The organism is Pedococcus sp. P2_D7 (genome assembly GCF_056404295.1).
The window spans coordinates 73,755-87,805 of sequence record NZ_JBFUEH010000006.1 but is presented as its reverse complement, the minus strand read 5'-3'; the positions used below and the strand labels follow the sequence as shown (position 1 = coordinate 87,805).

Genomic DNA, 14,051 nt, shown 5'->3' with positions numbered 1-14,051 from the left:
CGGGTAACTCGCGCTTGCTGCTCCATGCCCACCGCACCCGACTCCTGCGAGATCTCTCATGTCTGCGTCCCCACTGATCTGGTCCGCCCTGCTGCACCGGACCGCTGCCCCCTCGCTCGGTCTGAGCCTGGCCCTGGTCGCCGCCTCGGTCGTCACCGTCGGGCCGCTCCCCGGCAGCGCCGCCGCGGCGCAGACCCACCCGGTGCGGTCGAGCCGGGTGCAGGTGACCGCCACTGCGAAGGCCGTCGACCAGCTCGGCGGGGCCCGGCCGTCGTCGACCCGGTCGGGGGCGGTCACCGCGGCCCAGGCGGTGCACCGCGACCTCGCGGTCGTCGGCGCGACCTGGGTCAAGGGACAGCTCGGGGCCGGCGACGTCATCCAGGTGCGCATCCACAAGGACGGCGTCTGGGACGCGTGGCAGACCATGGACCGCGACGACGACCACGCCCCGGACGTCGACGGGCCGGGGGGCGCCGAGGGACGCCGCGTCACGCGCGAGGGCACCAGCCCCTACGTCGTGGACGGCGACCAGACCCAGGTGCGGGTGCTCAGCCCCAAGGCTGTGGCGCCGACCGTGCAGGTGTCGGTCGTCGACCCCGGCAGCTCGGACGCGGACGGCGCCGCGGGCGCCGCCACCCCGGGGGCAGCCACGGCTGCTGCGGCGCGGCCGACCATCCACACGCGCAAGGAATGGGGTGCCGACGAGTCGATGCGGAAGGGGAGCGTCGGCTACGGGCAGGCGCACATCGCCTTCGTCCACCACACCGCCGGCACCAACACCTACTCGAGCGCCCAGGTGCCGGCGATCATCCGCGGCATCTACGACTACCACGTGAACGGCCAGGGCTGGAACGACATCGGCTACAACTTCCTCGTCGACCGGTTCGGCCGGACCTGGGAAGGGCGCTACGGCGGAGTCGACAAGGCCGTCATCGGCGCGCACACGGCCAATTACAACTCGTGGTCCTTCGGCGTCGCCGCGATGGGGGACTTCACCTCGGCCACCCCGCCAGCCGCGATGCTGACGGCGATCGAGCGCACCATCGCCTGGAAGTTCACCCTGCACGGCAACCCCGCCACGGGCACCGTGTTCGCCCGCGACAAGACCTTCAACCGCATCTCGGGGCACCGCGACGGCGTCTCGACCAGCTGTCCCGGGCAGGCGATGTACAACCGCCTGCCCACGATCCGCAGTGCCGTGGCGTCGATGATCGGCTCGCTGCAGCGGTCGGGCATCTCGCGGTCGCTCGACAGTGGCCCGACCCCCGACCTGCTCACCTACCCGGGCACGCTCAACCCGCCGGCGATGAGTGGGACCGTCCAGCGGCTCACCAGCGCCTCCCCGCAGCCGGTGACCTCGTCGCGGATCATCGGCAGGGGGTGGAACGCCCTCGACGACATCATCCTCACCCCGGACTTCACTGGTGACGGTCGGGCCGACATCATCGCCCGCGACCCCGGTCGCAACGCCGTGCTCGTCTACCCGGGGAACGGCCGCGGCGGCTTCGGCACGATGGCCGTGAAGGGTGGTGGCTGGAACGTCATGAGTCGACTGGTCGCCGCAGGCGACCGCACCGGCGACGGTCGCGCCGACCTCCTGGCCGTGCGCAACGACGGTGCCCTGCTCCTGTATGCCGGTGACGGCCGCGGGTGGGTGACCTCCGGTGTGGTCATCGGGTCCGGGTTCGGCGGCGTCCGGACGCTCACGAGTGCCGGTGACCTGACCGGCGACGGTCACCCCGACCTGCTGGGCATCCGCACCTCCGACAACCAGCTCGTGCTCTATCCCGGCACGGCGTCGGGAGGCCTCGGTGCGGCCCGCACCTGGGGGAGCGGCTGGAGCTCGCTCGACAGCATCACGGCGGGCCCGGACCTCGACGGTGACGGCCACGCCGGTGACCTCGTCGTCCGCCAGCGCGACGGCGTGATGCGCACCTACTACGCGGATGCCGCGGGCAGGCTGGCCCGCTACAACTTCTGGGGCGGGGGCTGGTCCTCGCTCGACCACGTCACGAGTGGGGCCGACTGGGACGGTGACGGCCACGCCGACGTGATCGCTCGCGTGCCGGGTGACTCGACCCTTCGCCTCTACAGCGGCACGGGTCAACGGGACTTCGGCTCCGCGCCCGCGTCGGCCGGTGTGCAGGTGGCCGGGATGGACCTCGTGCGCGTCGTCGGGGACCTCGACGGCGACGGTCGCACGGACGCCGTCGCGAGGGACGCCGCCAACGGCGACCTCTTCCTCCTGCGCGGCCAGAGTGGCGGAGGCTTCGCGACCTCCAGCACCCCGATCGGCAAGGGCTGGCAGGTCTTCGACCTCGTGGAGGCCGCCGGTGACCTGAGCAACGACGGGGTGCCCGACCTCCTCGCCCGGACCGCGGGAGGCGAGCTGCGGATGTACACGATGACCCGCAGCGGGACCTTCGCGTGGTCGATGCAGCTGGGGCTCGGGTGGCAGGTGATGAGCAGCGTCACCGCTGCCGGAGCCGTCAACGGCGACTTCAACGGTGACGTCGTGGCCCTGCGCAAGAGCGACGGGGCAGTCCTGCTCTACCGCGGTAGTGGTCCCGGCACGCTGAACGACTACGTGGTGGCCATTTCCGGGCAAACCGACCTACGTCGCGTGATGGGGGTGGGAGACTTGAACGGAGACCGCAAGAACGACCTACTGGCAGAGGACAACGGTGGAAAGCTCTGGCTCTACGCTGGCGACGGCACGAAGGGGTTCAGCTCCATTCGCCAGCCCGTCACCGCTCCTGCAGGTGCTGCGAATGTCCTGGGCTAGGTCGGGCCCGCTGCGGTCGCTGACCGCCGCCGGGGTGGCCGTGGCCGTCGGCCTCGTCGTGTCCGCGGGCCCGGCGGGTGCCGCCGAGGTGTACCCCCGACCCGCCGACGGCACCCTGACCATCACGGGTCACGGCAACGGCCACGGGCACGGCATGTCCCAGTACGGCGCCCTCGGGGCGGCGGAAGCGGGCCTCACCTGGCAGCAGATCGTGGGCTTCTACTACCCCGGCACCACCGTCGGCTCGATGGGCAACCCCACGATCCGGGTGCGGGTGGCCTCCCTCGGCACGACCGTGCAGGCCGTGCCGGCCACCGGGCTGCGCGTGACCTGGAACCTCACCGACTCCTCGCCCCTGCCGACCGAGCGGGGCGGCCAGACCATCACCCGGTGGCGGCTCATCCCCGCGCCCAAGGTCTCGGGCACCCCGACGAAGTTCCGGCTCGAGTACCTCCCCACCGGCTCGGCGACCTGGCTGCTGTACGCCAACGCCAGCGTGCCGTCGACCGGCGCCTTCCTCAACAGCACGTCCGGGATCGTCACGACCTACCGCGGGACCACCCAGGTGCAGTACCGCGGGCAGGTCAGGGGGATCCTCAGCGGCAGCCCCGGCGCCGAGTCCCTCGTGCCGGTCGTGGCGCTCCCGATGGAGAGCTACCTGCGGACCGTGGTGCCGAGCGAGGTCTTCGCCTCCTGGCCGGCCGCCACCCTGCGGGCCCAGACCGCGGCGGCCCGGTCGTTCGCCGAGTGGCACCGCACCAATGCGCCGGTCTCGCCCCCCTGGTACGACGTCTACGACGACACCCGCAGCCAGGTCTTCAAGCCGACCAAGACCGGCAGCACCTCGAACGAGTTCACGTCGACCAACGACGCCATCACCGCCACGGCCCAGATGGCGGTGCTCTACACCGGCAAGGCCGCCTTCACCCAGTTCAGCGCGTCGGACGGGGGCTGGTCCTCCGACGGTGGCAAGCCCTACCTCGTGGCCAAGCGCGACGACTACGACGCGACGCCCTCGAACCCGTACCACACGTGGACGCACACGATCTCGACCTCGACGATCGAGGGCAGCTACCCCACCATCGGGTCGTTCAAGTCGATGACGATCACCCAGCGCAACGGGCTCGGCGACCAGGGTGGCCGGGTCCTCGCCGCCACGATCGCCGGATCCAAGGGGTCGGTCAGCCCGAGCGTCTCGTCCCTGCGCAGCGTCTTCGGCAACACCTGGAGCGACTGGTTCGCGCCTCGGCTCGAGTCCGCCTCGTCGTTCCCGCGCGACGTCACCGGCGACGCGAAGATGGACGTCCTCGCGGTCCATGCCAGCAGTGGCGCGTTGCGGGTCTACTCCGGCAACGGCACGGGTGGGTGGAGCTCCAGCACGGTGGCCGAGCCCAGCGGCTGGAACGCCTACGCCAAGGCCCTGACGGCCGGCACGTGGGACGCCGACACCACCAGCGACGTCATCGTGCAGGACACCGCCGGCAACCTGTTCCTGCGCAGCGGCACCGGCAGCGGCACCTTCGCGGCCCCCAAGAAGATCGGCGCCGGCTGGACCATCCACAACCTGGTCCTGCCCGTCGGTGACTTCGACGGCGACGGCCTGACCGACCTGATCGCGCGCCGGGCGAGCGACGGCGCGCTCTGGCTCTACTCCGGCAACGGAACCGGCGGCTTCAAGAGCCACACCACGATCGGTGGTGGCTGGAACATCTTCACCTCGATCCTCAGCCCCGGGGACTTCACCGGTGACGGCCACCCCGACGTGCTGGCGCGGACGGCCGACGGCACCTTGTACCTCTACGCCGGCGACGGCTCGGGTGGGTGGCAGCCGACGGTCAAGGTCGGCAGCGGCTGGAACACCTTCACCGCCCTCACGAGTGGTGGGGACTTCAACGGCGACGGCAAGGCCGACGTCCTCGCCCGCACCTCGTCAGGTCTGCTCGGCCGGACCCGTGGGTCCGGCCGGCTCTGTCGTGGCTGCTGCCTGACGCGGTCGCCCTACGCGGTGAGGTCGACGGTGAAGTCGGGCTCGGTCTTGTCCCGGACCTCGTCCTCGGTGACGCCCTCGGCGAGCTCGCGCAGCACCAGGCCCGAGTCGGTGACGTCGAAGACGCACAGGTCGGTGATGATCCGCTGCACCACACCGCGTCCGGTGTAGGGCAGGGAGCACTCGTCGACGATCTTGTAGGAGCCGTCCTTGGCGTTGTGCTCCATGAGGACGATGACCTTCTTGGCGCCGTGGACCAGGTCCATCGCACCGCCCATGCCCTTGACCATCTTGCCGGGGATCATCCAGTTGGCGATGTCGCCCTTGGCCGAGACCTGCATGGCGCCGAGGATCGCGGCGTCGACCTTGCCGCCGCGGATCATCCCGAACGACGTGGCCGAGTCGAAGAACGACGAGCCACGACGCAGCGTGACCGTCTCCTTGCCGGCGTTGATGAGGTCCGGGTCCTCTTCACCGTCAACGGGATACGCACCGACGCCGAGGATGCCGTTCTCGGACTGCAGGACGATCTCGACGTCGTCGGGGACATAGTTGGGGACCAGCGTCGGCAGGCCGATGCCGAGGTTGACGTAGGAGCCGTCGGACAGCTCCGAGGCCGCGCGGGCGGCCATCTGCTCACGGGTCAGTGCCATCTCAGGCCTCCTGCGCGGTCGTCTGGTTGGTCTCGTCCGTGGTGGTGACAGGGGGGCGGGGGCGCACGGTGCGGCGCTCGATCCGCTTCTCCCTGGCCTGGTCGGCGGTCAGCGGCAGCACCCGGTGCACGTAGATGCCGGGCAGGTGCACCTGGTCGGGGTCGAGCTCGCCGGGCTCGACCAGCTCCTCGACCTCCGCGACCGTGACCCGGCCGGCCATCGCGGCCAGCGGGTTGAAGTTGCGGGCGCTCTGGTTGAAGACGAGGTTGCCGTGCCGGTCGCCCTTCCAGGCCCGGACCAGCCCGAAGTCGGCGACGATCGCGCGCTCGAGGACGAACTCCTTGTCCTGCCCGTCCACCTCGAAGACCTTGGTCTCCTTGGCCGGTGACGCCTTCGCGACGGTGCCGTCCGCGGCATACAGCCAGGGCAACCCGCCCTCGGCCACCTGGGTGCCGGCGCCCGTCACGGTGTAGAACGCGGGGATGCCGCTGCCGCCGGCGCGCAGCCGCTCGGCCAGCGTGCCCTGCGGCGTCAGCTCCACCTCGAGCTCGCCCGAGAGGTACTGGCGCTCGAACTCCTTGTTCTCCCCGACGTACGACGAGACCATCCGGCGGATCCGCTTGTCCTTGAGCAGGATGCCCAGGCCCCAGTCGTCGACGCCACAGTTGTTGCTGATCGCCTCGAGGTCCTTCACCCCCGCATCGTGGATCGCCGCGATGAGCACGCTCGGGATGCCACAGAGCCCGAACCCGCCCACCGAGAGGGAGGAGCCGTCGACGATCCCGTCGATGGCTTCGGCCGCGGTGGAGACGACTTTGTCCATGGCGTGGACTCTAGCCGGACCCCTCCGGCCTCTTTGCGTGGTCCCTCCCCACAGTCCGCGGTATGCCGCGTGCGCGCCGCACATGGCGGCCGTCGGGTGGGTGGCTGGGCCGTTCGGGGGAGGCGGGAGCGAATTCCGTGGTTGTAGTTCGCTCGAACCTCTTGTGACGGGTGAGTACTGGTGGGACAAATGTCCTGCCTGCTCCGCACGTGACGCGTGGGGCGGGTGTTTCATTCGTCCGTGCGGCTCGGGATCCGGGTCGCCCTTCCCCGTGGAGTTCTCGTGTCGCGTGTCGTGCGTGCCTTCGGCGTCCTGGCCATCCCTGTGCTCACCGTCCCCGTCGGGATGGCGACCGCGGATGCGGCCACCCTGCCCAAGTCCCCGACCAAGAGCCTGCCGTCCGCCCTCGACGTGGCCCCGCCCTACCAGGCGCAGCGGCTCTGCGACCCGCAGGCCAAGCCGGGCGTCGTGGCCTTCGCCAAGCTGATGTCGAGCCACTACAAGGTCGGCACCTCGGAGTGGGGCATCACGCGGAACTGCAACAGCGGCCTCACCGAGCACTCCGAAGGTCGTGCCTGGGACTGGATGCTGAGCGTCAACAAGCCCGACGAGAAGGCCATCGCCGACTCGGTGACCCAGTGGCTGTCGGCGCCTGACGCGCAGGGTCGTCCCGGTGCCATGGCCCGCCGGTTCGGGATCATGTACATCATCTGGAACCACAAGATGTGGCGCGCCTACGACCCGGCGCGCGGCTGGGCTCCCTACACCGGCCCGGTGCCGCACACGGACCACATCCACTTCTCCTTCTCGTGGGACGGGGCCTACGCCCGCACCTCCTGGTGGACCGGCAAGGCCCTCACGACGGTCAGCCCCGGGCCCGCCTCGGCACCCAAGCCGACGACGCCACCGCAGACTCCCTCGGCCGTCTACTCCTTGCTCATCCAGGGCGCGACCGGTCCAGACGTGGTGCTGGCGCAGAAGGTCATCGGCGTCACGGCCGACGGCGTCTTCGGTCCGAAGACCGCCGCCGCCCTCAAGACCTGGCAGGCCGCCCACGGCGTCAAGGTGACCGGCCAGCTCGACCCCGCGACCTGGGCGAAGATGGTGGCGCTCAAGCTGATCCCGCCCCGCGGCACGGCGACGACGCCCCCCACCCCGGCCAAGCCCCCGGTCACCCCGGCCAAGCCCCCCGTCACCCCGGCCAAGCCGCCGGTCACGACCCCCGCGAAGCCGCCGGTGACGACTCCCGCCAGCCCGCTCGCGGCCTACGCCAAGCTGACCTTGACGAAGGGCTCCTCGGGGGCCGCGGTCGTCGCCCTCCAGAAGGCCCTCGGGATCACGGCCGACGGTGCCTTCGGTCCCCAGACCGAGGCTGCCGTGAAGGCGTTCCAGGCCCGCCGCAACCTCCCTGCCACCGGCATCGTCGGCCCGAGCACGTGGGCCGCGCTGATGGGCGGCACCGGCAGCACCGACTCGGCCTCCCGGAGCACCACGCGCGTCGCCACGCCGTACACCGCGCTGAAGTCCACCGTCCTCAAGGCCGGCTCGCGCGGCACCGCCGTCAAGACCCTCCAGCGGGCCCTCGGCGGCCTGGCCGTCGACGGTGCCTTCGGTGCGCGCACGACCGCCGCGGTCAAGGCCTTCCAGAAGTCCCACCAGCTGGCCCAGACCGGTGTGGTCGACAGCCGGGTCTGGCAGGCCCTCGAGAACCGCGACTACCCGCTGCGCGCCTACTACGGCACCGTCCTCAAGCCGGGCTCGCACGGGACGGCCGTCACGGCGCTGCAGAAGGCTTTGGGCACCAAGGCCGATGGCACCTTCGGGCCGGCCACCACCACCGCGGTCAAGGCGCTCCAGGGCCGCGCCAAGCTCGCCCGGACCGGGGTGGTCGCCACCCTCACCTGGCAGGCCCTCGAGGCGGAGCTGCGCCGCCGCTAGGTGCGGTGGCTCCAGGTGCGGTGGCGCTGGGTGTTGCGGCGCTAGGCCTCGACGGTCACGCCTTCGGAGGACAGCCGAGCGGAACGGCCACCGTCGGGCTCCGGACCGCGGGACAGCACGAGCGAGCCGTCCACCGACCACGCGCCGAGGGCCGTCGACAGCACGCTCGCGAGTGAGTCGTCCGCGGTGTGCACGCGGCTGCCCTCGGCCCAATTCGCTGGTGGGACAACGGATTCGTATGCCGCGTCGGCGCCGGCGCCGGTCACGGCAAGGTCGCTGGGAGCCGGCTCCTCCCACGGGCTGAACTGGTCGGCATACGTCGCCAGCTCCTTGGCCTCGTCCATCACCCCCGCGGGGACGGGCGCCGCCGCGCCGCGGGTCAGGGCGGCGAGCGTCACGAGCACGGACGGCGTCGGGGCCGGGGTGGCCCTCGCAGGGTCATCGGTGACGACGAGGTCGGCGTCACCGTCGTCGAGGACGACCGTCGCGCCGACCGACCAGACGGCCAGCGCCCAGTAGAGCGAACGCCAGTGCGGGGGCAGCGCGAGCCGCACCCGCGACCCGGGGGCGAGGTCCCACTCCTCCTGGAGGGCGTTGGCGGCCTTGCTGACCCAGTTGGCGAGCACCTTGGCGCTCAGCTCGATGCGCTCACCGCGGGTGGCGCCGGGGGTGTCCTCGTAGAAGGTCACCCGGGGGCGGCCGGGGTCGGACCGCAGCATCGCCGCGAGGACCTCGGCGGGGGTGGCGGGCATCAGGCGGTGTTGGCGATGTGTTCGATGAGCTCGGTCGTCGACACGGACGGGGTGCGCGGGAAGTAGACGACCTCGCACAGGTCGGACACGAAGTCGAAGCGGCCCTTCCAGTCGTCGCCCATCGCCAGGACGTCGGCCCGGTGCTCCACGATGTAGTCCCGCTTGAGCTCGAGGCTCTCCTCGACGAAGACGTCGTCGACGAACTTCAGGCTGCCGATGATCTCGAGCCGCTCGTCCTGGGAGAAGACCGGGGCGCGGCCCTTCTTGGCCTCGTTGAGCGCATCGGCCGAGACGCCGACGACGAGGCGGTCGCCCAGGGAGGCCGCGCGCTTGAGGATCCGGATGTGCCCGACGTGCAGCACGTCGAAGGTCCCGAAGGTGATGACGGTGCGCGGAGTGGTCGGGTCCGCGGACTGCGTGGTGTCGTCAGGCATGGCCGTGAGGTTATCGCGAGGGTGCGCACCGGTGCGCGGCCGAGGCCCTCCCGCGCAGTAGCGTTGCCGTCTGTGAGCAGCCGCGAGTCCCGCCGCTACCCCTATGCCCCCGACCCCGGCGACCTCCCGCTGCTGAAGGGCGAGGCCTGGGGCGGCTGGCTGGTGACCCGCACGGTGGTGTGGGCCGCCCTGTGGCTCGTCCTCGGCTCGGTCGCCGCGGCGCTCCTGTCGCTCGGCGGGCTCTGGAGCCCCTGGGTCGCCGGGCCGGTGTTGCTGGTGCTGGCGGTGGTGGCCGGGTTCGGCGCGGCGCTCGTGCCCGTGCGGCCGCTCCCGGTCTGGTCGGCCGGCCTGCTGGTGCTGCTCTCCGTGGGAGCCGTCGTCTGGGCGGGCGCGACCCACTCCGAGCAGGTGCTGCCGCGGCGTGACTCCGGCTCCTACCTCCAGTCCGCGATCCAGCTGGCAGCCGGCCACTCCCGCCCGATCGCGGTGGGCCCCGACTCGGTCGGCGGACCTGACGTGCTGGCCATCGACGGCATCACGCTGGCCAGCCCGGCCTTCTACGCGACCGGCACCCCATCGCACCCGAGCATCCAGCCGCAGTTCCCGGTGGGGGCGTCGGCCTGGTACTCCGTGGCGTGGTGGGTCGCCGGTCCAGCAGGCACGGCCTGGGCGCCCGCCATCCTGTTCGGCCTCACGGTCCTGGGCGTGGGGCTGCTCGCTGCCACGGTCGTCGGCCCGCGGTGGGGACCGCTCGCCGCGCTGGGCACGGGCCTGCTCTTCCCGCTGCTCCACGTCGCCCGCTCGACCTACTCCGAGCCCGTGTCCCTCCCGGTGCTGGCCGCTGGGCTCCTGGCCCTCGTCCTGGCGGCCCGCAGCGCGGCGTTCCCGGACGTCGTGTCGGCCCGCCGTGCCGCCGTCGTGGCGGGGGTGTTGATGGGCGGCGCGATCGCCATCCGCGTCGACGCGCTGCGCGAGGTCGTCCTGGTCGTCCCGGTCGTGGTGCTGGCTGCGCTCCAACGCCAGACGCACGCCAGGGCCCTCGCCGTCTCGACCGCCCTGTCGACCGCGATCGCCTTCGGCACGACCTGGCTGACCTCGAGCGAGTACCTCGGCAGCATCGCCGGCTCGCTCCTCCCGCTCGTCGCCATGGGCGTCGCTGCCTGCCTGCTCGGCGTCGTCCTGCTGTGGGGTTCGGCGCGCGGCTGGGCGCTGCCGACCATCGTCCAGGCGTGGCTGCCGCGGGTCCTCGCCGTGGGGTTCGTCCTCGGGGGCCTGGTGCTCGCGAGCCGTCCCCTGTGGCAGGTCGTGCGCCAGTCGGCCGCCGATCCCGGGGCACGGGTGGTGGCCGGGCTGCAGGCGCGCCAGGGGCTGACCGTCGACGGAGGCCGCACCTACGCCGAGCACACGCTGGTCTGGATGTCGTGGTGGGTCGGGCCGGCGGCCCTCGCGCTCGCCCTGGTCGCCACCGCCGCGCTGGCCCATCGCGCCGGCTCGGCCTGGGTCGACGGTCGCGCGCTGCCGGGCTGGACCGCGCCGGCGATCGTCGCGATCGGCTCCACCCTGCTCACCCTCTACCGTCCGGGCATCACGCCAGACCACCCGTGGGCCGACCGCCGGCTCGTCATCGCCCTGCCCACCGTGGTGGTCCTCACCGTGGCGTGCGCGGCGGTGGTGTCGCGGTGGTCCACCAGGCGCCTCCCGTATGCCGTGAACGTCGCCGTCAGCGTGGGGATCGCGGCCGCCCTGATCGTGCCCACCGCGCTGGCCACCCGTCCGCACGCCGACGAGCGGGTCGAGCGGGGGGAGTGGGCCGCGGTCGACACGGTCTGCGCCGCCTTGCACCCGGGCGACGTCGCCGTGATGGTGGACTCGAGGGCCGCCAACGAGTGGCCCCAGGTGCTGCGCGGCTACTGCGGCGTCAGCGCCCTCTCGACGACGTCGGCCCTGCGCAACGACCCGGCTCGGTTGGGGGCCGCCGTCCAACAGGTCCAGCGGGCCGTCGAGGCCCGGGGAGGGCGGGTGGTGCTGGTCGCCGCCGACTCGGCCGAGGGGCTGCAGCGGCTCGGGCTCAAGGGCTTCGTCGTGGGCGCGGATGCGCGGGTCCAGGAGGACGACCGGCTGCTCGAGCAGCGCCCCGACTCCTTGGTGGAGCTGCCGATCCGGGTCTACCTCGGCCGGCTCGGCTGACCCTTCGTCTCCGCCTCAGGTCTGCGCTGACCAGGTGGGGGTCCAGGTGGTGGTCCTGCCGTCGGGGCCGACCAGCGACCCTGCGGCCAGTGCGGAGCGGATGAGCTCTCGCACCTCCTGTTCGTCCTCGGGGTCGGCGTCGAAGCACACCGTGACCACCACGGCGCCACCGTCCACCTCCGGGCGGGTGACGTGCTCCCACCGGCACGGACCCTCGTGCTCCCAGTGGCCGCAGAGCGCCACCGTCACCGCGCCACCCAGTGCGGCGGGGTCGCCCGCAAGGGCGACCGCGCGGCATACCTCGGTGTGGGCCCACGTCCTCGACGTCATGGGGCGAGGGTACGGCGAGTGCTCGTCAGCTGCGCTTGGCGAAGGCGTCGGCCGCGTGCCGACGCACCGCGGCATACGTCCCGCGGTCGGCGGCCACGATGATGCCCGGCGTGAGCACCGTTGGTGAGTATGGCGTTCCGTCGGCGAAGCCGGTGAAGCCGCCGGCCTCGGTGACCATCAGCGTGCCGGGGGAGTGGTCCCAGGGGCTGTTGCGCGCATAGAGGATGTAGTCGGCGGCACCCTCCATCAGCCGGGGGTAGTCGACGCCGCAGCAGACCCAGGACCCGACCAGGGCGGGCATCGACCCCAGCGAGTGCCCGCGCAACGGCCAGATCGACGTGACACCCCGTGGGGGGACCCCGTCGGCGACCGGCTCCCGGACGATGCGCTCGCTGTTGCGGTAGACGCCGGCGCCCTTCTCGGCGACCCACGCGACCTCGTGCTCGGGCTGCCAGATCCACGCCCGGACGGTCTCGCCGCGGACGACCTCGCTCACCATGACGGCGTGGTCGGGGGAGCCGTGGACGAAGTTCTTGGTGCCGTCGACCGGGTCGACCGTGAACGCGTGCTCGGCCTCGACGAAGCGGTCGAGGGTGGTCGGGTCGAATGAGGTCAGCTCCTCGCCGAGGACGAACGCACCGGGGAAGGCTGCCGACAGCTCGCGCGTGAGGATCGCCTCCGACTCCTGGTCGGCGATCGTGACGAGGTCACCCGGGTTCTTCTCCATCACCTCGCCATCGGCCAGCGAACGGAACCGCGGCGTGATGACCTCGGCGGCGACGGACTTCATCAGCTCAAGCACCTGTTGGGTGTCCACGACCCCACCGTTCCACACCCGAGCCGACGGTCGTCACCCGGTCCGCTGCTGGGACCTGGACCTCCGTCCGCGAAGTTCGGAAGATCCGCCGGGTCCTGGTCCGGCGGATCTTCCGAACTACGGGGCTCGGCGAGGGTGGGCACGGGGGAGTGGGGCGACGGGTAGGCTCCTCGCGAGATGAGCGAGCACCCCAGCACCGGCCCAGCCGCCCCCGTCACGGAGCGCATTCCCGTCGACCCCGCACAGGTGTCGAACCCCGCGACCGAGGTGATCGGCACCGGCGGACCAGCAAGCAGCGCACCGGCCACCCCGGCCACAGCGGCCACCCCGGCCACAGCGGCCACCCCCGCAGCGCAGGCGCCGATGCACCCGGCCGACGCGGCATACCTCCCGGCGGTCGCACCCACCGCGGCCCCGCTGCCGGGCGAACCGGGCCACGGCAAGCCGTACGTCACGATCGTCCTGCCCTGCTTCAACGAGGGTGAGCACGTGCTCAAGGAGATCGACCGGATCACCGCGGCGATGAACTCCAGCGAGTTCACCTACGAGGTGCTCTGCATCGACGACGCGTCGACCGACAACACCCTCGAGGTGCTCGAGCAGGCGAGCCGCGACTACGCCAACATCCGGGTGATGCCGTTCCGCCGCAACGGGGGCAGTGGCACCGCGCGCCGCATCGGCACCCAGCAGGCGCACGGCGAGATCGTCGTCTGGACCGACGCCGACATGACCTACGAGAACGAGCGGATCCCCGAGCTGGTCCGGATCCTGCGCGACGACCCGAGCTACGACCAGGTCGTCGGCGCACGCACCACCGAGGAGGGCACCCACAAGTGGGCGCGCGTCCCGGCGAAGTGGCTGATCCGCAAGATCGCGGAGAAGCTCACCAACCAGACCATCCCCGACCTCAACTCGGGCCTGCGGGCGTTCCGGCGCGAGGTCTCGTTGCCCTACCTGCGGCTCCTGCCCCCCGGCTTCAGCTGCGTCACGACGATCACGCTGGCGTTCCTGTCCAACCAGCACGACGTCAAGTACGTCCCGACGAGCTACGCCAAGCGCGCCGGGGTGAGTAAGTTCCACTTCGTCCGCGACGCCTACCGCTACATCCTCCAGGTGCTGCGCATGGTGATGTACTTCGACCCGCTCAAGGTGCTCATGCCGCCGGCCCTGTGGCTGATCGTCATCGGCGTGCTCAAGGCCGTGGTCGACATGGTGCGCCACCCGTTCTACTTCCCGGCGAGCACGGTTCTCCTCATCGTCAGCGGCATCATGATCGGCTCGCTGGCGTTGCTGTCCGACCTCGTCGTGCGTTCGCGGACCGGCGTGTGAGCACGACCCGGTATGC

At 71.8% G+C, this 14,051-nt stretch carries 10 protein-coding genes and 1 pseudogene; 5 read left to right on the top strand and 6 right to left on the bottom strand.

Annotated features, from left to right (window positions below; translation table 11 throughout):
* Positions 1–58 precede the first annotated feature (58 nt).
* Both AC1DWJ_RS15465 and AC1DWJ_RS15460 read left to right on the top strand, forming a co-directional pair.
* Positions 59–2,785 (top strand): FG-GAP-like repeat-containing protein, encoded by a 2,727-nt coding sequence (locus AC1DWJ_RS15465; protein ID WP_457252515.1) that lies wholly within the window; start codon positions 59–61, stop codon positions 2,783–2,785.
* Positions 2,772–4,691: pseudogene (locus AC1DWJ_RS15460) on the top strand (FG-GAP-like repeat-containing protein); the annotation flags it as partial. The gene AC1DWJ_RS15465 and the pseudogene AC1DWJ_RS15460, both read left to right, overlap by 14 nt.
* Before the next feature lie 92 nt (positions 4,692–4,783).
* On the opposite strand, the gene AC1DWJ_RS15455 reads toward AC1DWJ_RS15460, so the two are convergent.
* Both AC1DWJ_RS15455 and AC1DWJ_RS15450 read right to left on the bottom strand, forming a co-directional pair.
* The gene (locus tag AC1DWJ_RS15455; RefSeq protein ID WP_457252513.1) at positions 4,784–5,425 is read right to left on the bottom strand and encodes a CoA transferase subunit B; all 642 of its coding nucleotides are present in this window, start codon (positions 5,423–5,425) and stop codon (positions 4,784–4,786) included.
* A 1-nt stretch (position 5,426) separates the two neighbouring features.
* A complete protein-coding gene (locus AC1DWJ_RS15450; protein WP_457252512.1) occupies positions 5,427–6,248 on the bottom strand; it encodes a CoA transferase subunit A in 822 nt (273 codons plus the stop codon).
* Positions 6,249–6,530: 282 nt separating this feature from the next.
* On the opposite strand from AC1DWJ_RS15450, the gene AC1DWJ_RS15445 reads away from it, so the two are divergent.
* A complete protein-coding gene (locus AC1DWJ_RS15445) occupies positions 6,531–8,186 on the top strand; it encodes a peptidoglycan-binding domain-containing protein (RefSeq protein ID WP_477621253.1) in 1,656 nt (551 codons plus the stop codon).
* A gap of 41 nt (positions 8,187–8,227) precedes the next feature.
* Here the strand turns inward: AC1DWJ_RS15445 and AC1DWJ_RS15440 are convergent, their stop codons facing one another.
* Positions 8,228–8,938, bottom strand: a complete 711-nt coding sequence (locus tag AC1DWJ_RS15440; protein ID WP_457252510.1) for a TIGR03089 family protein — start codon at positions 8,936–8,938, stop codon at positions 8,228–8,230.
* Positions 8,938–9,372 carry an FAD synthase family protein gene (locus AC1DWJ_RS15435; RefSeq protein WP_457252509.1) on the bottom strand — a complete coding sequence of 145 codons (435 nt, stop codon included), beginning with the start codon at positions 9,370–9,372 and terminating at the stop codon, positions 8,938–8,940. Before AC1DWJ_RS15435 ends, AC1DWJ_RS15440 begins: the two co-directional genes overlap by 1 nt.
* Positions 9,373–9,444: 72 nt before the next feature.
* Here AC1DWJ_RS15435 and AC1DWJ_RS15430 point away from each other — a divergent pair, with 72 nt between their 5' ends.
* Entirely contained in the window at positions 9,445–11,559 is a 2,115-nt protein-coding gene (locus AC1DWJ_RS15430) for a hypothetical protein (protein WP_477621252.1), read from the top strand.
* A gap of 15 nt (positions 11,560–11,574) precedes the next feature.
* Here AC1DWJ_RS15430 and AC1DWJ_RS15425 read toward each other — a convergent pair whose 3' ends face one another.
* A complete protein-coding gene (locus AC1DWJ_RS15425) occupies positions 11,575–11,889 on the bottom strand; it encodes a hypothetical protein (protein ID WP_477621250.1) in 315 nt (104 codons plus the stop codon).
* A 25-nt stretch (positions 11,890–11,914) separates the two neighbouring features.
* A complete protein-coding gene (locus AC1DWJ_RS15420) occupies positions 11,915–12,706 on the bottom strand; it encodes an inositol monophosphatase family protein (protein ID WP_477621249.1) in 792 nt (263 codons plus the stop codon).
* 177 nt (positions 12,707–12,883) lie between these two features.
* Between AC1DWJ_RS15420 and AC1DWJ_RS15415 the strand changes: the two genes are divergently transcribed.
* Entirely contained in the window at positions 12,884–14,035 is a 1,152-nt protein-coding gene (locus AC1DWJ_RS15415; protein WP_477621248.1) for a glycosyltransferase family 2 protein, read from the top strand.
* Positions 14,036–14,051: the final 16 nt, after the last annotated feature.

Coding starts and splice junctions, on each gene's coding strand:
- AC1DWJ_RS15465 (WP_457252515.1), top strand. CDS start 59: ATGTCTGCGTCCCCACTGATCTGGTCCGCCCTGCTGCACCGGACCGCT.
- AC1DWJ_RS15455 (WP_457252513.1), bottom strand. CDS start 5,425: ATGGCACTGACCCGTGAGCAGATGGCCGCCCGCGCGGCCTCGGAGCTG.
- AC1DWJ_RS15450 (WP_457252512.1), bottom strand. CDS start 6,248: ATGGACAAAGTCGTCTCCACCGCGGCCGAAGCCATCGACGGGATCGTC.
- AC1DWJ_RS15440 (WP_457252510.1), bottom strand. CDS start 8,938: ATGCCCGCCACCCCCGCCGAGGTCCTCGCGGCGATGCTGCGGTCCGAC.
- AC1DWJ_RS15435 (WP_457252509.1), bottom strand. CDS start 9,372: ATGCCTGACGACACCACGCAGTCCGCGGACCCGACCACTCCGCGCACC.
- AC1DWJ_RS15425 (WP_477621250.1), bottom strand. CDS start 11,889: ATGACGTCGAGGACGTGGGCCCACACCGAGGTATGCCGCGCGGTCGCC.
- AC1DWJ_RS15415 (WP_477621248.1), top strand. CDS start 12,884: ATGAGCGAGCACCCCAGCACCGGCCCAGCCGCCCCCGTCACGGAGCGC.